This is a genomic window from Propylenella binzhouense (genome assembly GCF_009866965.1).
Taxonomy (GTDB): domain Bacteria; phylum Pseudomonadota; class Alphaproteobacteria; order Rhizobiales; family Afifellaceae; genus Propylenella; species Propylenella binzhouense.
This window is the reverse complement of record NZ_SPKJ01000065.1, coordinates 1-24,544: the sequence shown is the minus strand read 5'-3', so window position 1 is coordinate 24,544 and position 24,544 is coordinate 1. Positions and strand designations below refer to the sequence as shown.

General features: G+C 69.6%; 24 protein-coding genes and 1 pseudogene. 5 read left to right on the top strand and 20 right to left on the bottom strand.

Annotation, left to right across the window (positions count from 1 at the left end; translation table 11 throughout):
- Positions 1-612, bottom strand: a pseudogene (locus tag E4O86_RS16215) (hypothetical protein); the annotation flags it as partial.
- A gap of 217 nt (positions 613-829) precedes the next feature.
- Between E4O86_RS16215 and E4O86_RS16210 the strand changes: the two are divergent.
- Positions 830-1,432, top strand: coding sequence for a phasin family protein (locus E4O86_RS16210; protein WP_161141597.1), 603 nt, complete (start codon positions 830-832; stop codon positions 1,430-1,432).
- Between the two features lie 128 nt (positions 1,433-1,560).
- Positions 1,561-1,953 (top strand): Co2+/Mg2+ efflux protein ApaG, encoded by a 393-nt coding sequence (apaG, locus tag E4O86_RS16205; protein ID WP_161141596.1) that lies wholly within the window; start codon positions 1,561-1,563, stop codon positions 1,951-1,953.
- Positions 1,954-1,959: 6 nt separating this feature from the next.
- Here apaG and E4O86_RS16200 read toward each other — a convergent pair whose 3' ends face one another.
- From E4O86_RS16200 to E4O86_RS16190, 3 genes are read right to left on the bottom strand one after another with little or no spacing between them, the layout of a single operon-like run.
- On the bottom strand, positions 1,960-2,934 hold the full coding sequence (locus E4O86_RS16200; RefSeq protein ID WP_161141595.1) for an Hsp33 family molecular chaperone: 975 nt from the start codon (positions 2,932-2,934) through the stop codon (positions 1,960-1,962).
- A gap of 8 nt (positions 2,935-2,942) precedes the next feature.
- Entirely contained in the window at positions 2,943-3,875 is a 933-nt protein-coding gene (gene argF / locus E4O86_RS16195) for an ornithine carbamoyltransferase (RefSeq protein ID WP_161141594.1), read from the bottom strand.
- Positions 3,872-5,077 carry an aspartate aminotransferase family protein gene (locus tag E4O86_RS16190; protein ID WP_161141593.1) on the bottom strand — a complete coding sequence of 402 codons (1,206 nt, stop codon included), beginning with the start codon at positions 5,075-5,077 and terminating at the stop codon, positions 3,872-3,874. The genes argF and E4O86_RS16190 overlap by 4 nt, the downstream gene beginning before the upstream one ends.
- 441 nt (positions 5,078-5,518) lie before the next feature.
- Here E4O86_RS16190 and E4O86_RS16185 point away from each other — a divergent pair, with 441 nt between their 5' ends.
- On the top strand, positions 5,519-6,025 hold the full coding sequence (locus E4O86_RS16185; RefSeq protein ID WP_161141592.1) for a GcrA family cell cycle regulator: 507 nt from the start codon (positions 5,519-5,521) through the stop codon (positions 6,023-6,025).
- Between the two features lie 39 nt (positions 6,026-6,064).
- Here E4O86_RS16185 and phoB read toward each other — a convergent pair whose 3' ends face one another.
- The 9 genes from phoB to E4O86_RS16140 all read right to left on the bottom strand — a co-directional run bounded on the left by phoB (position 6,065) and on the right by E4O86_RS16140 (position 14,672).
- Entirely contained in the window at positions 6,065-6,766 is a 702-nt protein-coding gene (gene phoB, locus E4O86_RS16180) for a phosphate regulon transcriptional regulator PhoB (RefSeq protein ID WP_161141591.1), read from the bottom strand.
- Position 6,767: 1 nt separating this feature from the next.
- The gene (gene phoU, locus E4O86_RS16175) at positions 6,768-7,475 is read right to left on the bottom strand and encodes a phosphate signaling complex protein PhoU (RefSeq protein ID WP_161141590.1); all 708 of its coding nucleotides are present in this window, start codon (positions 7,473-7,475) and stop codon (positions 6,768-6,770) included.
- 14 nt (positions 7,476-7,489) lie between these two features.
- Positions 7,490-8,275 (bottom strand): phosphate ABC transporter ATP-binding protein PstB, encoded by a 786-nt coding sequence (gene pstB / locus E4O86_RS16170; RefSeq protein WP_161141589.1) that lies wholly within the window; start codon positions 8,273-8,275, stop codon positions 7,490-7,492.
- Entirely contained in the window at positions 8,272-9,078 is an 807-nt protein-coding gene (gene pstA, locus E4O86_RS16165) for a phosphate ABC transporter permease PstA (RefSeq protein ID WP_425500135.1), read from the bottom strand. Before pstA ends, pstB begins: the two co-directional genes overlap by 4 nt.
- A 38-nt stretch (positions 9,079-9,116) precedes the next feature.
- A complete protein-coding gene (gene pstC, locus E4O86_RS16160; RefSeq protein WP_246206447.1) occupies positions 9,117-9,986 on the bottom strand; it encodes a phosphate ABC transporter permease subunit PstC in 870 nt (289 codons plus the stop codon).
- 211 nt (positions 9,987-10,197) lie between these two features.
- Entirely contained in the window at positions 10,198-11,244 is a 1,047-nt protein-coding gene (gene pstS / locus E4O86_RS16155) for a phosphate ABC transporter substrate-binding protein PstS (RefSeq protein ID WP_161141586.1), read from the bottom strand.
- A 123-nt stretch (positions 11,245-11,367) separates the two neighbouring features.
- The gene (locus E4O86_RS16150) at positions 11,368-12,687 is read right to left on the bottom strand and encodes an ATP-binding protein (protein ID WP_161141585.1); all 1,320 of its coding nucleotides are present in this window, start codon (positions 12,685-12,687) and stop codon (positions 11,368-11,370) included.
- 63 nt (positions 12,688-12,750) lie between these two features.
- Positions 12,751-13,395, bottom strand: coding sequence for a class I SAM-dependent methyltransferase (locus E4O86_RS16145; protein WP_161141584.1), 645 nt, complete (start codon positions 13,393-13,395; stop codon positions 12,751-12,753).
- A 62-nt stretch (positions 13,396-13,457) separates the two neighbouring features.
- Positions 13,458-14,672 (bottom strand): glycosyltransferase family 4 protein, encoded by a 1,215-nt coding sequence (locus tag E4O86_RS16140; RefSeq protein ID WP_161141583.1) that lies wholly within the window; start codon positions 14,670-14,672, stop codon positions 13,458-13,460.
- A 230-nt stretch (positions 14,673-14,902) separates the two neighbouring features.
- On the opposite strand from E4O86_RS16140, the gene folP reads away from it, so the two are divergent.
- Positions 14,903-15,697: a dihydropteroate synthase gene (folP, locus tag E4O86_RS16135; protein ID WP_425500134.1), complete on the top strand. Its 795-nt coding sequence runs from the start codon at positions 14,903-14,905 to the stop codon at positions 15,695-15,697.
- Complete coding sequence (gene folK / locus E4O86_RS16130) at positions 15,694-17,157, top strand: 2-amino-4-hydroxy-6-hydroxymethyldihydropteridine diphosphokinase (RefSeq protein WP_161141582.1); 1,464 nt, start codon at positions 15,694-15,696, stop codon at positions 17,155-17,157. Before folP ends, folK begins: the two co-directional genes overlap by 4 nt.
- On the opposite strand, the gene glgP is transcribed toward folK, so the two are convergent.
- From glgP to E4O86_RS16095, 7 genes are all read right to left on the bottom strand, one after another.
- Positions 17,145-18,836 (bottom strand): alpha-glucan family phosphorylase, encoded by a 1,692-nt coding sequence (gene glgP, locus E4O86_RS16125; RefSeq protein WP_161141581.1) that lies wholly within the window; start codon positions 18,834-18,836, stop codon positions 17,145-17,147. The genes folK and glgP overlap by 13 nt on opposite strands.
- A 150-nt stretch (positions 18,837-18,986) precedes the next feature.
- Positions 18,987-19,598, bottom strand: coding sequence for a response regulator (locus E4O86_RS23645; RefSeq protein ID WP_161141580.1), 612 nt, complete (start codon positions 19,596-19,598; stop codon positions 18,987-18,989).
- Entirely contained in the window at positions 19,595-20,614 is a 1,020-nt protein-coding gene (locus E4O86_RS16115) for a histidine kinase dimerization/phosphoacceptor domain -containing protein (RefSeq protein WP_161141579.1), read from the bottom strand. Before E4O86_RS16115 ends, E4O86_RS23645 begins: the two co-directional genes overlap by 4 nt.
- Complete coding sequence (locus tag E4O86_RS16110; RefSeq protein WP_161141578.1) at positions 20,611-21,150, bottom strand: methanogen output domain 1-containing protein; 540 nt, start codon at positions 21,148-21,150, stop codon at positions 20,611-20,613. Before E4O86_RS16110 ends, E4O86_RS16115 begins: the two co-directional genes overlap by 4 nt.
- Before the next feature lie 90 nt (positions 21,151-21,240).
- Positions 21,241-22,413, bottom strand: coding sequence for a 4-hydroxybenzoate 3-monooxygenase (pobA, locus tag E4O86_RS16105; protein ID WP_161141577.1), 1,173 nt, complete (start codon positions 22,411-22,413; stop codon positions 21,241-21,243).
- A gap of 110 nt (positions 22,414-22,523) precedes the next feature.
- A complete protein-coding gene (locus tag E4O86_RS16100; RefSeq protein ID WP_161141576.1) occupies positions 22,524-24,059 on the bottom strand; it encodes an FAD-dependent oxidoreductase in 1,536 nt (511 codons plus the stop codon).
- 1 nt (position 24,060) lies between these two features.
- Positions 24,061-24,544, bottom strand: a 484-nt coding sequence (locus E4O86_RS16095) for a hypothetical protein (protein ID WP_205520921.1), incomplete at its 5' end; no start/stop codon positions are given.

Genomic DNA, 24,544 nt, shown 5'->3' with positions numbered 1-24,544 from the left:
GGCCGGGGGCGGCGGGCCGGGTGCCGGCACGTCCTGACCGGACGCGTGCGTGGCGGGCGGCCCGGCTTCGCGCGGAACGATCGCGAGCCCCGCCACCCCCGACGGATTGGGAAGCGCGACGAGCCCGCGCCCGTCGACGACCCGCGCGTCCGCCGGCTCGCCCGGCGGCAGTTCCGGGCCGACCAGGACGGCGCGGAAATCCGCGCCCGAGAAGAAGGAGAGCAGGTCCGACTCGATGCCCCAATGCGGGCGGGCATCGAGCGCCTCGACGAGGAGCACGCGCTCGCCCTGGGGGCTCCTCAGCCGCCGGACCCGGCAGAGCAGTGGCCCCACCCGGAAGCCGGGGAAGCGGAGGCGGGCGAGCGTCCCGGCCTCGCCAGCATTCCGCGCGGCGCTCTCCAGCCCGCGCCGGAGCGGGTCTTGCGGCGCAAGCTCGACGGAGGCGAGATCGGAGAAGTGGCGGAGTCCGAGTTCTCTCCCGCCGGCCGGATTGGCCCACAGGAGAAGGCGGGCATCGCGCGACCACAGCCAGACCGGGACCGGCGAAGCGAGCCACCTCGCCAGTTCGGGCATTCCGCTGAAGGTCAGCGCTGCATCGCGCCAATGCATCATGGACCGCCCCTCGGACCCTGCATCTTGTGTGGTTAACAGAAGGTTAGTCCACTGATAAGGGTCAGGCCAGTCTTCCGGACTGCGAAATGCCCCGTTTCCGGCCGGATGGTTAACCCGCGCGGCCCGGCCGGCACCGGTTTGCGCCACAAGCATGTTGCACTGCACAATCGGCAGTTCTATATATCGGCCAAGACGGACAGACACACAGGAGGCTGTCATGGCCGATACCGGAGTACCGAGCGAGAAGCCGGCCCGCAGGGCGAAGCCGGCGGCAAGCGAAGCGGCGGGGCAGACCGCCGCCGCAATGGCGGGAGCCGCCAACCAGATGGAGACGGTTGCGGAGCAGACCGCGAGCGCCGCCGGCGAGGCGGCAAAGGCCGCCGAGGCGCGCGCCACCGAGGCCTTCCGCGCCTCCGCCTTCGACGTGCCCGAGATCTTCCGCTCCTGGACGGAGCGCAGCATCAACCAGTCGCGCGACCTCTATGCCAGGATGAAGACGGGCGCGGAGGAGACCACCGACGCGATGGGCGACACGCTGGAGACGACCCGGAACGGGCTGCTCGAGATGAACCTGAAGACGCTCGACGCCGCCAAGGCCCAGGCCGATGCGAGCTTCGAGCTCGCGCGCCAGATGATGGGCGTGACCTCGCTCGCCGACGCGATCGAGCTGCAGAGCACCTTCGTGCGGGAGCGCTTCGACTTCTTCGTCAGCTACACGAAGGACCTGCAGAGCACGATGGCCAAGGTGGCGCAGGACGCGAGCGAGCCGACCAAGACCGCTGTCGGAAAGCTGTTCGGCGAGTTCCGCCCGGCCGCCTGAACCTCGGCACGGGAAGCGGGAGCCCGGCACGCGCCGGGCTTCCTCGCGTCCAGAGGCGGGCGCCAGGCTTGCGCCGGCGCGCGAGCGGGCGCACAGAGGCCTGCGGCGAACCCCGGGGCGACCCCAAGATGTATTCCAAGACCAGCAATGGCGTCCGGGTGACCGTCGAACCCAAATATCTCGACGACGAATCGGATCCGACCGAACCGAGATTCTTCTGGGCCTACACGGTCGCCATCGAAAACGGCTCGGACGAGCCGATCCAGATCCTCGCCCGCCACTGGGTCATCACCGACCAGAACGGCCGGGTGGAGGACGTGCGCGGCCTCGGCGTCGTGGGCGAGCAGCCGGTCATCAAGCCCGGCGCACGCTTCACCTATACGAGCGGCTGCCCGCTGCCGACGCCGTCCGGCATCATGGTCGGCACCTACCAGGCGATCGGCGCGGACGGCGACATGATCACGATCGCCATCCCCGCCTTCTCGCTCGATCTGCCGGACGCCCGCCCCGTCCTCAACTGAGCGCGCTCAGTTCTCCTGGAGGAATTCCTTCGGATCGAACGGATAGTGCACGCCGCAGAACTCGCAGCGCACGTCGATCCGGCCGTCCACGGTCGATTCCAGGATCTCCTCCGGCGAGAACTGCGCAAGCACCTGCCGCACGCGCTCGCGCGAGCACGAGCAGCGGTCCTGCAGCGCGGTCGGCGCGAAGACGCGGACCCCGCGCTGGTGGAAGAGCCGGAAGAGCAGGCGCTCCGCCTCGATGTCGGGATCGGTCAGCTCGTGGTCCTCGACAGTGTCGAGGAGCGAGACGGCCTCGACCCAGGCATCGTCGTCCTCCGGATCCTCGTATTCGGCCCCCTCCGGCGCGTCGCCGCCCGGAAGGTCCCGGACCGGGATGCGCTCGAGCGAATCCGGCAGGAACTGCCCGATGATGCCGCCCGCACGCCAGCTCTGCCGCGCCGCGCCATCGGCGCCGCGGTCGAACATCTCCGCGACGGCGAGCCTGATGCGGGTCGGGATCTGCTCCGACTGCCGGAAATAGGTGTGGGCGGCCTCCTGCAGGCTCTCGGCCTCGAGCGGGACGTAGCCCTGATAGCGCTGCTGCGTCTTGCCCTGCTCGATGGTCATGGCGAGCGTGCCGCGGCCGAGCAGCGAGCCGGAATCGGCACGGCCCTCGGATTCCGCCTCGCTCACCGCCGCGGCGTTGAAGGAGGCCGTGGCGCGGATCTGGCCCGGCGTCCTGACGTCGACCACGATCATCGACACCGGCCCGTCAGTCTGCGTCTGCAGGATGAAGCGGCCGACATCCTTGAGCGACGTCGCAAGCAGCGACGCCAGCACCGCCGCCTCTCCCACCAGCACCTTCACCGGCCGGGGGAAATCGTGACGGCTCAGGATCGTGTCGATCGAGTGGCCGAGCGTGACCACGCGACCGCGCACGTCGAGGCCTTCGACCTGGAACGGCAGTGCCCGGTCGTCCGTAACTCTGTCCTCTTGCATGTCTCTCGTCAGTCCAGATTGCTCAGGCACCAGGCGAGAATGCCCTTCTGGGCGTGGAGCCGGTTCTCGGCCTCGTCGAAGACGACCGATTGCGGCCCGTCGAAGACCTCCGCCGTCACCTCCTCGCCGCGATGCGCCGGAAGGCAATGCATGAAGATCGCGCCGGGCCGGGCGCGGGCCATCAGGGTCTGATTCACCTGGTATGGCCTCAATATATTGTGTCGCCGCTCGGCTTCGTCATCCCCCATGGACACCCAGGTGTCCGTGACCACGCAGTCGGCGTCCGACGCCGCGGCCTCGGGATCCTCGCCGAACCGGACATCGGCGCCGGAGCGGCGCGCCCATTCCACGAGCTCCGCGTCCGGCGGCAGCTCCGGCGGGGTTGCGACGTCGAGCCGGAACTCGAACTTGCCGGCCGCGTGGACCCAGGAGGCGAGCACGTTGTTGGCGTCGCCGGACCAGGCGATCTTGCGCCCGGCGATCGGGCCGCGGTGCTCCTCGAAGGTCATGACGTCGGCCATGATCTGGCAGGGATGCGAGACCTGCGTCAGGCCGTTGATGACCGGCACGGTCGCGTTTTCGGCGAGCTCGAGGAGCGCATCGTGGTCGAGGATCCGGATCATGATGCCGTCGACATAGCGCGACAGCACGCGCGCGGTGTCGGCGATCGTCTCGCCCCGGCCGAGCTGCATCTCGTCGCCGGTGAGCACGATGGTTTCGCCGCCGAGCTGGCGCATGCCGACATCGAAGGAGACGCGCGTGCGCGTCGAGGGACGCTCGAAGATCATCGCGAGCGTGCGGCCGGAGAGCGGCCTGGCGCCGGCCCGGTCCGCCTTCATCCGCCGGCTCTCCTCGAGGATCTCGCGAAGCGTCGCCGCGGGGAGGTCGGTCAGATCGAGGAAGTGCCGGACCCGCTGTCCGGGCGTCGCGACGGCATTCATTCCGCTGCTTCCCGCCTCGCGATCCGGGCGAGCGCCCGGTCGAGCCGCGCGACCGCCTCCTCCACCTCGCGGTCCTCGATGGTGAGGGCCGGCAGGAGGCGCACCACATTGTCGCCGGCCGCGACGAGCAGGAGCCCCGCCTCGCGCGCGGCGGCGGCGACCTCGCCGTTCGGCACCCGGCACTTCAGCCCGAGCATCAGGCCCTCGCCGCGCAGCTCCTCGAGCACCGCCGGATAGGCGTCGACGATGCCCGCGAGCTTCTGCTTCAGGAGCACGCCGACCGTGCGGACACGCTCGAGGAAGCCCTCCGCGAGCACCACGTCGAGCACGGCGTTGCCCACTGCCATGGCGAGGAGATTGCCGCCGAAGGTGGTCCCGTGCGTGCCGACGGTCATGCCCGAGGCGGCTTCCTCGGTGGCGAGGCACGCGCCGAGCGGAAAGCCGCCGCCGATGCCCTTGGCGATCGCCATGATGTCCGGCGTGATGCCGGCCCATTCGTAGGCGAACAGCCGCCCGGTGCGCCCCACCCCGGTCTGGATCTCGTCGAGGACGAGGAGAAGGCCGTGCTCGTCGCAGAGCGCGCGCAGCCAGCGCAGCTCCTCCGGCGGGAAGGCGCGGATGCCGCCCTCGCCCTGGATCGGCTCGACGAGGATCGCGGCCGTCTCGGGCCCGATCGCCGCCTCGACCGCCTTGCGGTCGCCGAACGGGACCTGGTCGAAGCCGGCGACCGGCGGCCCGAAGCCCTCCAGGTACTTCTTCTGCCCGCCGGCCGCGATCGCGGCGAGCGTGCGGCCGTGGAAGGCGCCCTCGAAGGTGATGATGCGGTAGCGCTCGGGCCGGCCCTTCACGAAATGGTAGCGGCGCGCCGTCTTGATCGCCGCCTCGATCGCCTCGGCACCGGAATTGCCGAAGAAGACGCGGTCGGCGAAGGTTGCCGCGGCGAGCCGCGCGGCGAGCCGCCGCTGCCCCTCGATCTGAAAGATGTTGGAGACGTGCCAGAGCTTCTCGGCCTGGTCCTTCAGCGCCGCGACGAGATGCGGATGCGCGTGGCCGAGGCTGTTGACGGCGATCCCGCCCATGAAGTCGAGATAGCGTCGCCCGTCGGTGGCGATCAGCCACGCCCCCTCTCCGCGCTCGAAGGTGAGATCGGCGCGGGCGTAGGTTGAATAGAGGGCGGAATCCGCTGCGGCCTCGTTGGACATTGGTCTGCCTGGTTCTGAGAAATCAAAAAGCCGCCCGCGGGCGGCTGCCAATACGGAAACATCTTATCATGCGGGCCGGAAAGCGCGCAATTCCCCGCGGCAGCCGGACGCGCCGGCGCGCCGGACCCGCATCCGGCGCCCGGACAGGTAGCCGACGAACCGGCTGCGCTGTCGCGGCGCGAGCGGGGCGGCGCGAACCCGGCGGGAGTGTGGCATTCCCGACTCACTTCGCGCAATCCGCCGCCGAAAGGCTTGGAAAAGATTCGGGGACTCTTGTGGCCGAGTCACCGCCCTTATAATTTTCGAAACGTAAAGCACGACATGTCGTGCGTTGGACCGAATCCCAATCAAGTTCTTGCGTCGGGCGCGGATGCGTGGGCACTCGCGGGCGTGGCGGGATTCGGATCGATGCGGCAATCATGAAGGTGCCGAGGAGACCACATGTCCTGGACCGATGAACGAGTCGAGCTCCTGAAGAGGCTCTGGCAGGAGGGCAGAAGCGCCAGCCAGATTGCAGCCGAGCTCGCCGGCGGCGCCACCCGCAACGCGGTGATCGGCAAGATCCACAGGCTCGGCCTGTCGGGCCGGGGACAACCGACGACGACCACCAAGCGCCAGCGCCGCACCACCCAGGTGCCGGCGCCGGCCGCCCGCAAGCACACGACCCCGGCGACGGTCGGCGCCCTCGCGCTCAGCCCGCTCCACGCGCCGGCGCCCGTGCCCCTCGCGGAAAGGAAGCACGCGCTCGTCGTGCCGATCGCCAAGCGGCTTCCGATCGAGAAGCTGACCGAGCAGACCTGCAAATGGCCGATCGGCGACCCCGGCCACGCGGACTTCCATTTCTGCGGCCACCAGTCGCTCGAAGGCCTGCCCTATTGCGAGTATCACGCCGGGATCGCCTATCAGACGCCCGACCCGCGCCGCCGCATGAAGCGCGCCCACGCCTGACCGCAGGCCGGACCGGAAGCGCCCCGCCGGGCGCCTCCGTCAGGCGCGTTCGAACTGCTCGTTGAAGGAATAGCCGGCGCCGCGCACGGTGCGGATGGGGTCGCGGGCCCGGCCGCGATTGAGCGCCCGGCGAAGACGGCCGACATGGACGTCGACGGTGCGCTCGTCGACATAGACGTCCCGGCCCCACACGCCGTCCAGGAGCTGCTCGCGGCTGAAGACCCGGCCCGGACTGCGCATCAGGAACTCGAGAAGCCGGAACTCCGTCGGCCCGAGATGGATCTCGCGGCCGCCGCGCCGCACCCGGAACGTCTCGCGGTCGAGCTCGAGATCGCCCGCCTTGAGGAGCGTCGTCACCGTGTCCGGCCGCGTACGGCGCAGGAGCGCCTTGATGCGGGCCATCAGCTCCGGAACGGAGAAGGGCTTCACCACATAATCGTCGGCGCCGGTGGCGAGCCCGCGAACGCGCTCGTCTTCCTCTCCGCGTGCCGTCAGCATGAGGATCGGCATCTGGGCCGTCTCCTCGCGGCTGCGCAACCGCCGGCAGAGCTCGATCCCGGAAAGTCCGGGCAGCATCCAGTCGAGAACGAGGAGATCGGGCTGGTGCTCGCGCAGCCGGATCTCTGCCTCGTCGCCCCGCCCGATCGTCTCGACCGCGAAGCCCTCCGCCTCGAGATTGTAGCGCAGAAGGATCGTCAGCGGCTCCTCGTCCTCCACGACAAGAACGAGCGGCCTCGCCATCTCAGGCCTGCTCCGCCTGGGTGAGGCGCGTCGTGCTGCTCTGGCGCGCCTCGTCGAACGGCTCGCCGGTCACGAGGTAGCAGATCGTCTCCGCTATGTTGGTCGCGTGGTCGCCGATCCGCTCGATGTTCTTGGCGCAGAACAGGAGATGCGTGCACATGCCGATATTGCGCGGATCCTCCATCATGTAGGTGAGCAGCTCGCGGAAGAGCGAGGTGTAGACCGCGTCGATATCGTCGTCCTTGGCCCAGACTTCGCGCGCCTTGGCGACGTCGCGGGCGGCGTAGCTGTCGAGCACCAGCTTCATCTGCTCGAGCCCGAGGGCGGAGAGATGCTCGATCCCGACGAACAGGCGCTGGCCGAACTTCTGGGCGTCGATCGCGAGCGCGCGGCGCGCGATGTTCTTGCCGAGATCGGCGACGCGCTCGAGATCGGTGGCGATCCTGAGCGCGGCGATGATCTCGCGGAGGTCCTGCGCCATCGGCTGGCGCCGGGCGATGATCGTGATCGCCCGCTCCTCGATCTGCCGCTCGAGCTCGTCGATCTTCTTGTCGGCGGTGATGCATTGCTGGGCGAGCTCGGGGTCCGACTTCAGGAGGGCCTGGACCGATTGGGCGACGAGCTGCTCGGCAAGCCCGCCCATCGTGGCGATCGCGCTCGCGAGCGCGCTCAGATCCTCGTCGAACGCGGTGACGGTATGCTGCTTCATCACACGTTCCTCTCTCAGCCGAACCGGCCGGTAATGTAGTCCTGCGTGCGCTGGTCGCGCGGCGCCGTGAAGATGCGGCTCGTCTCGTCGAACTCGACGAGCTCGCCGAGATACATGAAGGCAGTGTAGTCCGAGACGCGCGCCGCCTGCTGCATGTTGTGGGTGACGATCGCGATCGTATAGTCCGCCTTGAGCTCGTCGATCAGCTCCTCGATCTTCGAGGTCGAGATCGGGTCGAGCGCCGAGGCCGGCTCGTCGAGGAGCACGACCTCCGGCTGGACGGCGATCGTCCGGGCGATGCAGAGCCGCTGCTGCTGCCCGCCGGAAAGGCTGAGGCCGCTGGCGTTGAGCTTGTCCTTCACCTCGGTCCAGAGCGCTGCCCGGCTCAGCGCCGCTTCCACGCGCGCGTCGATTTCCGACCGGCCGAGCTTCTCGTAGAGGCGGAGCCCGAAGGCGATGTTCTCGTAGATCGACATCGGAAACGGCGTCGGCTTCTGGAACACCATGCCGACGCGCGAGCGCAGAAGGTTCACGTCCACGCTCGGGTCGAGAATGTTCTTCCCGTCGAGCAGGACCTCGCCCTCCGCGCGCTGGCGCGGATAGAGATCGTAGATCCGGTTGAAGATGCGCAGCAGCGTCGACTTCCCGCAGCCCGACGGGCCGATGAAGGCGGTCACCTTCTTCTCGTAGAGCGGCAGGTTGATCGATTTCAGCGCCTTCGAATCCCCGTAATAGAATTCGAGATTCGAGACGGCGATTTTCTTCGCCAGCGCTTTTGCCTCTACCATGGGAGCATTCATTGGCCTGATCCTGACCGTGAGAAGACGCGGGCGACGATGTTGAGCGTCAGCACGGCGAGCGTGATGATGAGCGCGCCGGTCCAGGCGAGCTGCTGCCAGTCGTCATACGGGCTCAACGCGAACTGGAAGATGATCGTCGGGAGGCTTGCCATCGGCGCGTTCAGATCGAGGCTGAAGAACTGGTTGTTGAGCGCCGTGAAGAGGAGCGGCGCCGTCTCGCCGCTGATGCGCGCGATGGCGAGGAGCACGCCGGTGACGATGCCTGCGCGCGCGGCCCGGTAGGTGACGCCGCGGATCACGACCCAGCGCGTCATGCCGATCGCCGAGGCCGCCTCGCGGAGGCTGTCCGGCACCAGGAGAAGCATGTCCTCAGTGGTGCGGACGACGACCGGAAGCACCAGGATCGCCAGCGCCACGCCGCCCGCCCAGGCCGAGAAGTGGCCCATCTGCACGACCATGACCTCGTAGACGAAGAGGCCGACGACGATCGAGGGCGCGGAGAGCAGGATATCGTTGATGAACCGGACGACCATCGTCAGCCGGCTGCGCCGCCCGTATTCCGCCATGTAGGTGCCGGCGAGAATGCCGATCGGGGTCCCGACGGCCACGCCGATCCCGGTCAGGATGAGGCTGCCGACGATGGCGTTGAGAAGGCCGCCTGCCGAACCGGGCGGCGGCGTCATCTCGGTGAAGACGGCGAGGTTCAATCCGCTCGCGCCTTCCCAGAACAGGGTCCCGAGGATCAAAGCGAGCCAGACCAGGCCGAACGCCGTCGCGCCGATCGAGAGCCCGCGGAAGATGATGTCGCGGCGTCTGCGGCCCGCATAGAGAGACTTGTCGGTCAACCCACCCTCCTCTCGATGCGCATGAGCATGTAGCGCGCGGCGGCGAGAACGATGAACGTGATGATGAAGAGGATCAGGCCGAGCGCGATGAGCGACGAGGTGTAGAGTTCGCCCTCCGCCTCGGTGAACTCGTTGGCGATGCTGGCCGAGATCGTGGTGCCCGGCGCGAACAGCGACGGCGTGATCCGGTGCGCGTTGCCGATGACGAAGGTAACCGCCATGGTCTCGCCGAGGGCGCGGCCGAGGCCGAGCATGACGCCTCCGATCACGCCCACCCGCGAATAGGGCAGCACGACCTTCCGCACCACCTCTCGCGAGGTGCAGCCGATGCCGTAGGCGGCCTCCTTGAGCACCGGCGGCACCGTCAGGTAGACGTCGCGCGTGATGGCGGTGATGAAGGGCAGGACCATGATCGCGAGCACGAGGCCCGCGGTGAAGATGCCGATGCCGTAGGGCGGGCCCGCGAACAGGTTGTTGAGCACCGGTACGCCGTGGAAGAGCTCGATGAAGAAGGGCTGAACGTTCCGCTGCAGGAAGGGCGCGAACACGAACAGGCCCCAGATGCCGTAGATGATGCTCGGAATGCCGGCGAGGAGCTCAATGGCGATACCGATCGGCCGCCTCAGCCACATCGGGCAGAATTCGGTCAGGAAGGTCGCGATGCCGAGGCTGATCGGGATCCCGATCGCCATCGCGATGATCGACGTGACGATCGTGCCGTAGACCGGGGCGAGCGCGCCGAACTTCTCGGTGACGGGGTTCCACGCCTCGGTGGTCAGGAAGGAGGTGAAGCCGAAGGTCCGCAATGCGGGCCATGAGCCGTAGATCAGCGAGACGAGCACGCCGCCGAGCAGCACGAGAACCATCACCGCGGCGATGAAGGTGGAGGTGCGGAAGGCGCTGTCGCTCACCTTCTGACGCGCGATCCGCGCGCCGCGCTCCGCGATGCGCACAGGCTCCGCGCGTGAGATACCGCCGACGGCAAGCTCTGACATGACGACTTCCTGAGAGTGACGGTGAGACGGCAGGTCGGGGCCGGGGCGGCGGAAGCCGCCCCGGCCCTCGCCCGGATCGTTCCTACTTCTGCGCCGTGTAGACCGGCTTGCCGTTGGCCTGGATCTGCTCGGCCCACATCGCGCGGATGCTCTCGACGACATTGTCCGGCATCGGGACGTAGTCGAGCTCGAGCGCCATCTCGTCGCCCTTCGCGTAGGCCCAGTCGAAGAACTTCAGCGCCTCGGCGGCCGCGGCCGGATCCTTCGGGTCCTTGTGGATGAGGATGAAGGTCGCCGCCGTCATCGGCCAGGAGGTGGCGCCCGGCTGGTTGGCGAGGATCACGCCGTAGCCCGGAACGCTCTTCCAGTCGGCGTTCGCAGCCGCCGCCGAGAAGGACTCCGCGGTCGGCTCGACCTTCTGGCCGTCCTTGTTGATGAGATCGGCGTAGATCAGCTTGTTCTGCTTGGCATAGGCATACTCGACATAGCCGATCGAGCCGTCGGTCTGGCCGACATTGTTCGACACGCCCTCATTGCCCTTCGCGCCGATGCCGACCGGCCACTCGACCGCAGTCGCCGAGCCGACCTTCTCCTTCCACTCCGGGCTGACCTCGGCCAGGTAGTAGGTGAAGTTGAAGGTCGTGCCGGAGCCGTCGGAACGATGGACGACCGCGATCGCCTGCGAGGGCAGCTGCGCGTCGGGATTGAGCTTCTTGATCGCCGCGTCGTCCCACGAGGTGATCTCGCCCATGAAGATCTTGGCGACCGTATCGCCGTCGAGGACGAGCTCGCCCGGCTCGACGCCCTTGAGGTTCACGACCGGCACGATGCCGCCCATCACGGTCGGGAACTGCGCGAGGCCGGCCTCGTCCAGATCCTCGCCCTTCAGCGGGGCGTCGGTGGCGCCGAACGTAACGGTCTTCGCCTTGATCTGCTTGATGCCGCCGCCGGAGCCGATCGACTGGTAGTTGAGGCCGTTGCCGGTCTCCTTCTTGTAGGCATCCGCCCACTTCGCATAGATCGGGTAGGGGAAGGTGGCGCCCGCGCCGGAAATGTCCGCAGCCTGCGCAACGCCGGCCAGCGTGCCGAGCGCCAGGCCGGCCGCAGCCGCTAGCGTGTGAAGCTTCATGGAATGGCTCCCTGTTGAGTTGCGGCCGAGGTGCCGCCTGCGCGCCCAAGGGCGACGCTACGGCCGGGACCCTATTGGTCCTCGTCTCTTATTTTATGTCGCCGATGCGACATTTCGATTACATCACAAACTATTGGGTTTATTAGCGTTTTCGACTTCCGCGACGACGGCTGGCAGAAGTACGGTGAATTCCGAGCCGCGGCCGAGCTCGCTCTCGATCGCAAGCGTGCCGCGATGGCGCGTGAGGATGTGCTTCACGATCGCGAGTCCCAGTCCGGTACCCTGCAATTCGCGGCTCGCGCCGACATCGACGCGATAGAAGCGCTCCGTGAGGCGGGGAATGTGTTCGGCCGCAATGCCGGGACCATGGTCCCGCACGCGCACGCGGACCTGGTCGCGGCCGCCGTCGGCGCAGATCCTCTCGGCCTTGATCGCCACCTTCTTGCCGCTTGCGCCGTACTTGATCGCGTTCTCGACGAGGTTCTGGAAGACCTGGACGAGCTCGTCGGGCTCGCCGCGGACCGCGACCGGCCTGTCCGGCAGATCGAGCGTGACCTCCACGCCGTAGCGCTCCGCGACCGGGGCGAGCGCATCGACCACGTGGCGGAGCGCGGTGACGACGTCGACGCTCTCCGTCGGGCGCCGGTGGACGCGCATTTCGAGCCGCGACAGCGAGAGGAGGTCGTCGAGAAGGCGGCGCATCCGGTTGGCCTGCTCGAGCATGATCCTCAGGAACCGCTCCGCGACCGCGGGATCGTTCCGCGCCGGGCCGAGCAGGGTCTCGATGAACCCGGTCAGGGAGGCGAGCGGCGTGCGAAGTTCGTGGCTGGCATTCGCCACGAAGTCCGAGCGCATGCGCGCGACCGCCAGACGGTCGGTGATGTCGTCGAAGACGACGAGCGCGAACGCATCCCCGCCCGACGGTTCGTGGATCGGGCTGAAGACGACGGAGAACGTCCGGCCGCCCTGGCCGCCCTCGTTGTACTGGACGCTGGAGCGGCGGCCTTCCAGCACGTCCGTGATGGCCTGCACGAGATCCGGCGAGCGGAAGGTGAGCGCCAGCAGGTTGCCGACCCGCGTCAGCGGGAAGGCGGACGAAGCCCTCTCGTTGAGGAACCGGACCACGCCGGTGCGGTCGAGCACGATCGCCGGATCCTGGAGGGCGGCGACCACCGCCTTGATCGACGTGCCGGGCCAGACGGCGCCGGAGGCCAGCGCGGCGCGGCGCGCGCCCGGGACGATCGCCCGCCGCGGCAGGAACCCCGTCGCGAAGAGGACGACCACGAAGGCGATTGCGGCGAAATCGAGCGAAGCGAGCCCGAGCGCCGCGCCGACGGCAAGCACGAGCGCCGTCGCGCCAAGCGGAATCCTCGCCGCGGCGAGGCGATCGGCGACAAGAGCCGCGAAACGCTCGTCGCTGTTCGACGTATCCGTGTCAGCCATTTCGGCTCCAAGGCAGACGGCGGTGCGGCGGCCGCCGCCGGCATCAAGTCAGTCTGACCGATTCTATGCGACGTTCTTGCGAAAGCGGAGAAGGGTGAAGATTCCGAACGGCCGGACCGGGCGGACCTCGACGAGCGCGAGCCGGGTCTGCCCGGTCACCGCCTCGATCGGGAAATCGGGGTGCCAGCCGAGCCGTCGCGCATGCGGGGCCATCATCCGTTCGATCGCCGCGCGCGGGCCGGACCGTGCCGCGAAATGGTTCACGAGGACCACCTCCCCGCCCGGCCGGACGACGCGCTCCATCTCCGCGAGAACGCCCGGCACGTCGGGCACGACCGTGATGAGGAACATCGCGACGGCGGCGTCGAACGCGGCGTTTGGAAAGGCGAGCCGCGCCGCGTCCATCACCGCGAGACCGTCGACGTTCGAAAGCCGCTCCTCCGCGACGCGCCTTGCGGCCCGCAGGAGCATTTCGTGCGAAAGGTCGATGCCGGTCACGCGGCAGGTCGGATCGTAGGCCGGCAGCGCGATGCCGGTGCCGACGCCGACCTCGAGCAGGCGGATGCCGGGGCGGCTCGCCGCACGGGCGGCGGCCAGCCGCCCGGCCTCCATCACCTTGCCGAAGACGACGTCATAGACCGGTGCCCACCTGCGATAGGCGTCGCGCACCGAGCTCGAATCGAGGTTACGACCGTCTTCCGCCGCCATCTGCTCCCTGTCTCCCGCTGCGCCGCCAGGCGGCGGAACGAGACCGACAGGCGGGAGTTCCGTCAAGCGGCGCGCGCACTTTCTCCCGGCCGGCCGGGATCGTTGCCGGAGTCGCCCGGCCGGCTGCCGGGGATCCTCCGCGCGAGCGCGGCCCGGTAGATGGCCTCGATGCTTTCGACCATGTGCGCGAGCGAGAACTGGCGGGAGAGACGCCCGCGCCGGCGCGCCGCGTCGTCCGCCATCCGCGCGGGATCGCCGAGCGCGCCGGCCATTGCGGCCGCAAGCGCGGCGGCACTTCCCGGCGCGACGAGCTTGTCGGCCTCGCCCTCGAAGATCTCGGGAATCCCGCCGACCCGGGTCGCGATCATCGGCAGGCCGGCGGCGCCGGCCTCCAGCACGATATAGGGCAGCGATTCCGCGCGCGACGGAACGACGATCGTGCGCGCCAGGGCGAAGGCGCCGCGCGCGGGCATCGGCGGCTCGAAGCGGACCCGTTCGCCCAGACCAGCTTCCGCCACCATGGCGCGGTAGCGCACCATGTCCGCAGGCTCACCGTCCCCCACGAGGACGGCCCGCACGGCCGGATTCGACCGCGCCGTCGCGCGGAGCGCCTCGATGAAGAGATCGACGCCCTTCAGGTCGCGCATCATGCCGATATAGAGAAAGTCGACCGGGTCCGGCGCGGGCGACACCGGATCGAACTCCTCGGGGCGGAGGCCGTTGTGCACGACATGGGCGGGGCAGCGGGGAATGCCGACCTTCTCGCGGTAGGTCTGCTGCTCGTAGCGGGAGACGTGGACGAGGCCGTCGGTCAGGTGCTCGAGCGCGCGCTCCACCTTGAAGTAGACCCGGCCCTCGAGCGATTTCGGATCGTAGTGCAGGCTGCCCCCGTGCGGCGCATAGAAGGCGCAGACCGGCCGTCCGCGCCTGCGCTCGAGCGCGCCGGCGAGGCGCCCGTAGACGCCGCCCTTGGCGCCGTGCGCATGAATGACGTCGGGTCGCAGCCTGCGGGCGGTGCGGGCGACGGCGAGCACGGTCGGCAGGTCCCGCGGCCCGATCGCGCGCGTCATGGGGATCCGCTCGACGCCCTCGGCGATCTCCGGCGCGAGGCGCGCGATCATCTCGGCCTCGAATGCGCCACCCGTCGAGGAATCGCAGAGGATGCCGACCCGGTGACCGGCCCTTGTCTGCGCCAGCGCGAGATCGGCGATGTGGCGGAAGATCCCGCCGATCGGCGACCGCACGACATGTAGGATGGAGAGCCTCGTCTCCGCCATGGCCCCTCTCCGTCGGATGCGTTCCACGCCCGATACGCCAGGCGGCTCTAAGGCCGCGTAAACGCCGCCGGCTCGATTGCCTCGCGGAGGCGCATGGGCTAGCGGTGGCGCCGATGATCGGCGCCTCTGGAAACGCAGTCCCGACGGCAACCGGCCCGGATCGCGGCCGGCCCTTCGCCGAACTCCTGCGCCGCAGGACGGCTGCCGGCGCCGCCGCCCCCGCGCTCGTCATGGGCGTCGTGAACGTCACGCCGGATTCGTTTTCGGACGGCGGCCGCTTCTTCGAGGCTGCGAGCGCGATCGCGGAGGGCCGCCGCATGGCCGCCGACGGGGCGGCGATCCTCGACATAGGCGGGGAATCGACCCGGCCGAACGCGGAGCCCGTCACCGCCGGCGAGGAGCGGCGGCGCATCCTGCCCGTCATCGAGGCGCTGTCGGCGGGCGGGACCGCGATCTCCGTCGATACGATCAAGGCCGAGGTGGCCGACGCCGCCCTGCGGGCCGGGGCGCATGTGGTGAACGACGTAAGGGGCCTGCAGGGCGATCCCGACATGGCCGCGGTGGCGGCCGAGCACGGGGCCGGCCTCGTGATCATGCACAATCCCGGCCTGCTCGGCTCCTCGGCCGGCACCGAGGGGGATCCCGTCCTCGCCTGCCTCCGCTTCTTCGACCGCTCGCTCGCGCTCGCGCATGCGGCCGGCGTGCCGGCGGACCGGATCGTGCTCGATCCGGGCTTCGGTTTCGGCAAGACGCCGGAACAGCAGCTCGAGCTCCTCGCCCGCCTGCCGGAGCTCGCCGCGCCGGGCCTTCCCCTCCTCGTCGGCATGTCGCGGAAGTCGCTGCTCGGACGGCTGACGGGGCGCGGGGCCGGCGACCGCCTCGCGGCGACGATCGCGGCCCATGTCGCCGCCATGCTCGCCGGCGCCGCCATCATCCGCGCCCACGACGTCGCCCCCCATGTCGACGCGGCAAAGGTCGCGACCGCGATACGCGCCGCACGGCCGGCCGGGCAGGCACGGCGTTGATCCGCGCCGTCCTCGGGCTCGGCGCCAATCTCGGCGACCGCATGGCCAACATCGCGGCGGCGCTCGAGCGCCTCTCCGCGCTCGCCCGCGTCCGGATGATCGGCATTTCGGCCCTCTACGAGAGCCCGCCCTGGGGCGTCACCGACCAGCCGGCCTTCCTCAATGCGGCGGCCCTGGTCGAGACGGACCTCGATCCGCATGCGCTGCTCGACGCCGTGCTCGCCGTCGAGAAGGGCATGGGCAGGACGCGGGCGGAGCGCTGGGGCCCGCGCACCATCGACATCGACATCCTGCTCTACGGCGAGATCGAGATCGCCGAAGACGGGCTCCAGATCCCGCATGCGCGGCTGACCGAGCGGGCCTTCGCGCTCGCGCCGCTCGTCGATCTCTGCCCCGAGGCCCGGATCGGCGGGCGCACCGCCCGCGAATGGCTGGCGCAGGCGGACCAGGCGGGGATGCGCTGCCTCGCCCGGTCCGGCTGGTACCAGGGCGCGGTTTCCGGGCTCGTCACGCCCATCGTGACGCTGACGCTCAACCCGACCATCGACGGCTCGAGCGAGGCGGAAACGGTCGTCCCGACGCACAAGGTGCGCACGACGAACGAACGCTACGACCCGGGCGGCGGCGGCATCAATGTTGCGCGCGTCGTGCACGAGCTGGGCGGCGAGGCGCTCGCCGTCGCGCTTGCCGGCGGCGCGACCGGCGCGCTTCTCGACGAGCTTCTCGGCCGCGAGGGCATCCCGCGCCGGCTCGTCCGCATCGCCGGGCACACGCGCATCAGCTACATGGTCTACGAGGCCTCGACCGGGCGGGAGTACCGCTTCGTGCCGGACGGGCCCGAGATTGCCGACGCCGAGACGGCGGCCTGCGCCGAACTCGTACACGCGGTCCGCTGCCGCTATTTCGTCGCGAGCGGGAGCCTGCCGCGCGGCATCCGCACGGAGGTCTACGCCGAGCTGGCGGAGACGACGGCGGCCGCCGGCGCGAAGTTTGTGCTCGACACGTCCGGCGACGCCCTGGTCGCGGCGCTGCGCCGGGGCGGACTCCATCTGGTCAAGCCGAGCCTTTCCGAACTCGAAGCGTTCTCGGGGCGGCCGCTCCGCGAGCCGGCCGCGCAGGACGAGGCGGCGCGCGCGCTCGCCCGGAGCGGGGCCGCGGAAATGGTCGCGCTCACGCTCGGCGCGGATGGCGCCCTGCTCGCGACCCGCGACGAGGTCCACCGGCTTGCCGCGCCGCAGGTGAAGGCGCGCTCCGCGGTCGGGGCGGGCGACAGCTTCCTCGGCGCGATGGTGCACGGCCTTTCGACGGGGATGGCGCCGCGCGCGGCCTTCGCGCTCGGCGTCGCCGCGGGCGCCGCCGCCGTCCTCACGCCCGGCACCGAGCTCTGCCGACGCGCCGACGTGGAGCGGCTCCTCGGCGAGATGGGCGAGGCGATGCCGGAGCCGGCTCAGCCGAGATAGGCTTCCGTGGCATAGCGGCGCATCATCCGCTGGGTGTTGAAGTACGAGCCGATCTTCGAGATCGACTGCTTCATCATCCAGATCCAGCGTGGCCTGTCGTCGTACCAGAGCGGCAGCACGGTGTTTCCGAGCTTCTCGTAGAGCTCGGCCGCCGAATCGGACCCCGTCTCGTGGTCCTTTCCGATCGCCCAGCCGGTCACGCCCTCCGTGCAGGCCTCCACCCACCAGCCGTCGAGGACGCTGAAATTGAGGACCCCGTTGATCGCGGCCTTCATCCCGCTCGTGCCGGACGCCTCGAGCGGGGGCATCGGCGTGTTGAGCCAGATGTCGGCGCCGGCGACCAGATAGCGGGCGAGCGCGAAATCGTAGTTCGGCAGGAACGCGACGGCGACCTTGCCCTCGAGCGCGCCGATATGCCGGTGGACGACCTCGATCAGGCGCTTGCCCTCGGCATCGTTCGGGTGCGCCTTGCCGGCCATCACGATCTGGAACGGCCGCTCCGCCGCGATGCGGGTGAGCTCCCCGAGATCCGTGAACAGGAGGTCCGGCCGCTTGTAGCCCGTCATGCGGCGGGCAAAGGCAAGGATCGGGCGCTCCGGATCCATCGCCGCGCCGGTCAGCTCCGCCACCTTGGCGACGAGCTCGTGCTTGGCGGCGGCATGCGCCGCCCAGATCGGCTCGTCCGGCAGCTCGTCGATCCTGGCGAGGATCTCGGGCTCGTGGCTCCAGCCGGGGGCGGCGGCCTCGAACTTTTCCGCGAATTTCGGATGGGTCCAGGTCGGCGCGTGCACGCCGTTCGTGATCGCCCGGATCGTGTAGCCCGGAAACATGCGTTGCGCGGTCTCGGAATGGCGGCGGGCGACGCCGTTCACGAAGCCGCTCAGATTGAGCGCGAGCCGGGTCATGTTGAGCTCCTGCTCGCCCGCCAGCAGCTTCAGCTGCTCGAGTTCGATGAAATCGCCGAGCGTGCCCTGCACGAGATCGTAGGGGAAACGGTCGTGGCCCGCTTCGACCGGCGTATGGGTGGTGAAGATGCAGAGGTCGCGGACCGGGTCGACCTCGTAGAGGAGCGAGCCGCCCCAGGTGTTCGTCCGCCGCCGGTAGGACTTGAGAAGGCTGAGCGCCAGGAAGGCGGCGTGTCCTTCGTTGAGGTGGTACTTGAAGATCGTGAAGCCGAGCGCGCGCAGGATGCGCTCGCCGCCGATTCCGAGCACGATCTCCTGCTTGATGCGGTACGCCAGGTCGCCGCCATAGAGGCGGTCCGTCAGGAGCCGGTCACTCTCCGCATTCTGCTGGATGTCGGTGTCGAGCAGGATCACCGGGACGGTATTGCCGAGCGGACAGGTCAGCACGTAGAGCCAGGGCCGGATCCAGACGCGCCGGCCCTCGATCTCGACGGCCACCATCGCCTCGAGCGGCACCGCATGTTGCGCGGGGTTCCACGGATCCGCGTGCTCCACCTGCCGGCCCGCGGCGTCGATCTCCTGCCGGAGGTAGCCCGACTCGCTCAGGAGCGTGACGAAGACGACCGGCAGGTCGAGATCGGCGCAGGAGCGGGCGACGTCGCCCGCCAGCACGCCGAGCCCCCCGGAATAGGTGTGGATCGCCGGCGAAAGGGCGATCTCCATCGAGAAATAGGCGATGCGGCGGCGCGCGAGGAAGCTGTCGATCTTGGACATCAAGTCTGGTCCAGCGTTCGGACGATGTGTGACACGACGATTGTGAACAGGGCGTGATCTGCCCGGGCGCGGCGTCCGAAGTTCCGCCGACGGCGCGGGAGACCGCATGGCTGGCGGGAAGCGGTGCCGGCGCGCTCGGGCGCCCGCGGATCACTGCCGTGCCTGGAGGGCGTTCTGCACCGCGGTCAGAAGCTGCTGCTCGGAGAACGGCTTCGTGATCCAGCCCGCCGGCGCGGCGGCGGAGCCGCGCTCCCGCAGTGCCGCCTCCGAATGGGCGGTGGCGAACAGGCAGGCTACGCCGAAGCGCTCGCGGATCTCGATCGCGGCGTCGATGCCGTCCCGCTCGCCACGCAGCCGGATGTCCATCAGCACGAGATCGGGCCGTTCCCGCCCGACGAGCTCGACCGCGTCGTCCGCGGTCATCGCCATTCCCACCACGGTATAGCCGCTCTCGCGCAGGATGGCGTCGCTCTCCATCGCGATGAACCACTCGTCCTCGACGATGAGGATCCGGGAGGGGCTGGCCTGGCCGGCGCCGGGTTTCGGAAGCTCCGACCGGGACGGACGGAAGAGCCCCCCGGTCAGGGAGTCCGGACCGCCCGGCGGCGAGCGGCCGTCGTCATCGCCCGATCCGCAATGCCGTTCCGGCGCGAGCTGCGGGGCGCGCCGGAGCGCGCGCGGGTGCACCCGCGGACGGGAGCGGCGCTCCGCCGGGCCGGACGTAGCGGCTCGCGAGGCGGCACGATGTTCCGATCGTCTCACGGGAGAGCCCCCTTGCTGTGCATGTCGTGGAAGCTGATGACGTATTCGGGTCCTTCGGAAGCCGCGAGCACCCCGCCCATCTGGAGGACCAATCCTTTGACGGCGCGGACATCCAGTCCATGGTCGACGAGGTCCCGCCCCGGCAATCCATGGCACCCGACCGAAAGTTCGTACCCACCCGCCCGGGAACGCAGCCCTATCACGAGAGTTCCTTCGCCTGCTACCGATATTGCCCGGCCCGCGGCGGCGGCAAGTTCGGCTGCGAGGAGCGCGACCGGGACCGCCACCTCGTTGGAAAGCTCGACGTCGGAGACATCGAGCCGGACGCGGACGGACCCGAGCTCCTCCCGAAGGCCGGAAAGGACGTTCTGGAGCAAAGCGCGCGCGGCGACGCTGTTCATCCGGTCGGAGCGGTAGAGGAGCTGCTGGGCGGCCGCGAGCCCGAGAACCCGCCGCCGCAGCACTGTCAGCACGTCCTCGGCGGTCGCCCCGCCGGCGGCCCGGCGTGCGTCCGCCAGCATGGCGAGCAGCATCTGCGTCGTGTTGCGGACGCTGTGGTGCAGCTCGTTCAGCATGCTCCGGCTGCTGCGGAGCGCCGCGGCAAGCGCAACCTCGGCCGCCCGCCGCTGGCGGATCTCGTCGTTGAGCTCGCGCACCTTCCGCGTGAGGACGGCGAACTCGCTCTCGCCGGGAAAGACCTGGAGCAGCACGGCCGGCCGCGGCCCGTCGCCCCCGAAACGCGCCGCCCGCACCTTCAGGCGCGCGCGCTCTCCGTCCGGCCCGACGACGATCGCACCGGGAATCGGGCTTCCCATGCCGGACGCGGTCGCGATCAGGCGCCGCAGGTGGAGCGGATCGGCGACGCTTGCGAGAAGGGCATCCGGCGCCGCGCCGCCGAGGAGCTTCTCGCCCGCCGGGTTCGCCCTGACGATGCTTCCATCCGGTCCGAGAACGAAGGTCGGCTCCTGCAAGAGGTTGAACAGACGATCGAAATCCGAGAGGACGCCCGCACTCATCCGCGGGCCGCGTCCACCCGCCCGAAATATTCGCGTGCGCTCGGCTCCGCCTTCGCCGAGGGATTCAGATGGACCACGACCAGGCACTCCCGGTCGCCCTTCGCGATCGCGCGCGGGATCTCGACCCTGGCATAGCCGATATTGTCCGCCGCGATGCGGCCGAAGACGTTGGAGGTCATCATGCAGAGCGACGGGCGGCCGGCCACCATCGCGCCGAACGGACATCGGCGATTGCCGAGCACGATGCGGTCGGCGGTCTCCTCCACCACGTAGAAATCGCCCTGGATGCGGCGCTTCAGGTCGACGAGAACCTCGCTCACCTGGCGCGGGCTCAGGCGTTCCACCTTGAGCGCGGTGCGGTAGGCGGCGTCGATGTCCTCTCCCATCGCCCCGCCGACCACGCTGATATAGCCTGACGCCTCGTCGAGCCCGACGACGTCCTCGAGCGTGCCCGAGAGTTGCCGAAGCAACGAGCGCAGGAAGAAGTCGCGCTCAAGCGGCAGCGACGCTTCGGCAACAGACGGAGTCTCGGCCATCCGCGAACCTGCAAGACGTGCGGAACGGCCTCTCTACGCTCCGCGGCGGCGGCCCGCAAGTGCGCCGGCCCCGGCCGCGGAGCGGGCCCGTCAGCCGAAAGGCAGCCCGACATAGTTCTCGGCGAGCGCCTGCAGCGCCGGCCGGGAGCCGGTGACGTAGTCAAGTTCGGCGAGCTGCAGCCGGTCGTCGAAAGCCGTCGCGTCGGGAAAGATGTGGAGCATCGAGGTCATCCACCACGAGAAGCGCTGGGCCTTCCAGATCCGCCGCAGGCAGACGTCGGAATAGGTCTCGAGCCCGTCCGTGCGGTTCTGCCGGAAATATCCGGCAAGCGCGCGGGCGAGGACGACGATGTCGCCGACGGCGAGGTTCATGCCCTTGGCGCCGGTCGGCGGAACGATATGCGCGGCATCGCCCGCGAGGAACAGCCGCCCGGCCTGCATCGGCTCGACCACGAAGCTCCGCATCGCCGTGATGCTCTTCTGCAGGATCGGGCCCTCCGGCACGGCAGGGCCGCCGCCGACCTCGAGCCGGGTGTGGAGCTCCGCCCAGATGCGCTCGTCCGGCCAGTTCTTCAGGTCGTCCTCGGGATCGCACTGGAGATAGAGCCGGGCCATCTGCGGCGAACGCATGCTGAGCAGCGAAAAGCCGGTCTCGTGGCGCGAATAGACGAGCTCTTCGGTCGCCGGCGGGGCATCGGCGAGGATGCCGAGCCAGCCGAACGGATAATGGCGCTCGTAGACCCGCAGCCCGTCCGAGACCGCCGCCCGGCCGATGCCGTGGAAGCCGTCGCAGGCCGCGATGAAGTCGCAGGCGAGCTCGCGCACCTCGCCCTCGTGCTCGTAACGGATGCGCGGGCGCTCGCTCTCGATGTCCTCGACGGCGGTGGCGCGCGCCTCGAAAAGGATTTGGCCGCCCGCGGCGAGGCGGGCGGCGATCATGTCCCTAACCACCTCGTGCTGGCCGTAGACCGTGATGGCCTTGCCGCCGGTGAGATCGGCGAAATCGATCCGGTGCCGGCGCCCGGCGAAGGCGAACTCGACGCCGTGATGGACGAGCCCCTCGCGCTGCATGCGCTCCCCGAGGCCCGTGTCGTTGAGGAGGTCGACGGTGACCTGCTCGAGCACGCCGGCGCGGATGCGGTTCTCGACATAGGATCGGCTGCGGTCCTCGAGGACCACCGAATCGATCCCCTCGAGGTGGAGAAGATGGGACAGCAGGAGCCCGGCCGGCCCGGCCCCGAGAATTCCGACCTGCGTCCGCATAGGCGCCCTCCCATCGCATCTTGCACGAAGGGAACTAGCGCCCGCGCCCGGGCGCGGCCATGACGCGGCCGGTGCCGCTCTTGACGCTTTCCGGGATTCCGTCCGCCGCCTCAGTCCGGATTGCGGAGCGGGTGGATGGCGGGTCCGTTCAGCACCTCGCCGTCTGGCGCGAACTGCGACCCGTGGCAGGGGCAGTCCCAGCACATCTCGAAGGGATTCCATTCGAGGACGCAGCCGGCATGGGTGCAACTCGCCGAATGGAGATAGAGCCTGCCGCTCTCAGCCCTGTAGGCCGCGATCTTGCCGAGGCCCCTGCGTATGATCGCGCCGCTGCCCGGCGGCAGATCCTCCACGCTCTTCACCTCGCCCGGCGTCACATGCGCCAGCATGCGGGCGGCGACATCGAGGTTCTCCTTCAGATATTCCGTCGCGGCGGCGACCGAGGCCGGCTTTCGGCGCGGGTCGAAGGCCGCCGCCCAGGCATGCTCGCGGCCGAGTACGAGCTCCCGCAGAAGGATGCCGGCGGCCACCCCGCTCGTCATGCCCTGTCCGGAATCTCCGGTCGCGACATAGATCGCGGCGTTGCCGTGATTGCGCCCGATGTAGGGGAGCCGGTCGGTCGGCTCCAGCACCTGGCCCGACCAGATCCGCTCCACGATCCCCATCGTGGGGAAGAACCCCCGCGCCCAGGCCTCCAGGCGCTCGATCCGCTCCCGGATCTCGTCGGCGCCGGCATGGCCGGTCTTGTGGTCCTCGCCGCCCACGATGAGCACGTCCTCGTCGTCGTTGCGGGGCTGCAGCCGGACGTAATGGTAGGGATCGGCCGTATCCCAGAAGAGAGCGTCGGGCACGGAGCCTTTCGGAACCGGGGCGGCGAAGGCATAGGTCCGGTACGGCGCCTGCTTGGTGTGGATCGCCATCCAGTCGTTGACGGGCGAATTGGTCGCGATCACCGCCGCGTCGCAGCGCACGCGCGCGCCGCCGACGCATTTCGCAACCACGCCGCCATCGGCCTCCTCCACGCTCTCGACGGGCGAGTTGGCGTAGAGCCGGGCGCCGTCCCGCCGCAGCGCCGCGATGAGGCCGTTCATGTATTTGCGCGGATGAAAGCGGCCCTGGCCGGAAAAACGCAGGCAGGCCCGTCCGGCGGCGCCCGGCAGGGGCGCGCTCTCCAGGCGCTCGACGCCGGTGACGCCGACGCGCTGGCACGCCTCCAGCTCGCGGTCGAGCAGGCCGACATCGCCTTCGGACGCCGCGAACAGATAGCCGTCGAGGCGTGCGAAGTCGCAGTCGATCGCCTCCGCCTCCTGGATCGCCTCGATCCGGTTGATCGCAGCGACGTGGCTCTGATGGAAGGTGCGGGCGGCCTCGAGGCCAAGGCTGGAGACGAGCGCGTGGTAGTAGTCGTCGCAGTCGGAGGCGAGGTGAGCCGTGGTTCGGGCCGACATGCCGCCCGAGAGCGGACCGCGGTCGAGCACGATCACGGAGCGGCCGGCCTGCGTCAGCTCATAGGCGGCGGAGAGGCCGGCGATCCCCGAGCCGACGACGAGGATGTCGGCCCGCTCCTCTCCGGAGAGCGAGGGCGGACCCTCGGCGGCGTCGATCTCCATCCAAAGCGAGCTGCTCCGCTCCGACCCCGAATTCATGTCACTGTCCTGCAGGTTCCTTGGCCTCGGCAGGAAACGGCGCGCGTTCGGAGCCGTTCCAGTGTCCGCGGGCCTTGCCGATCCGCCTGAGCGTGACCGGCCGGCCGCCGACGAAGACACTGATCTCGTCCGGATCGGGCACCATGGTGACGATGTAGACGTCCTCGCCGATCAGGAAGACGAGCCAGGGCGGGGTCACGTTCCGCACCCGGAACGGCTTCCAATCGAACGGCCGCTCCGGATCGGAATTGGCCTGCATGGTGTCCGCGTTGATCGTGAGCGTCGCCGCCGCGCCCTGCCAGCGCCCGTGCAGGAAGCGAAGCGCGTCGACGCTGTCGAAGCCGGCGAGCGGAATGGTGGCGAGCACGAGCGCAACGATGCGCAATGCCAGCCGGATCGCCGGCCAGGCACCTCGGCGCGGGTCGGGCCTGCGGGCCGGACGCCGGGCGCGCCGGCGGGGGCGGCGCGGCGTGCGCTTCACGAGC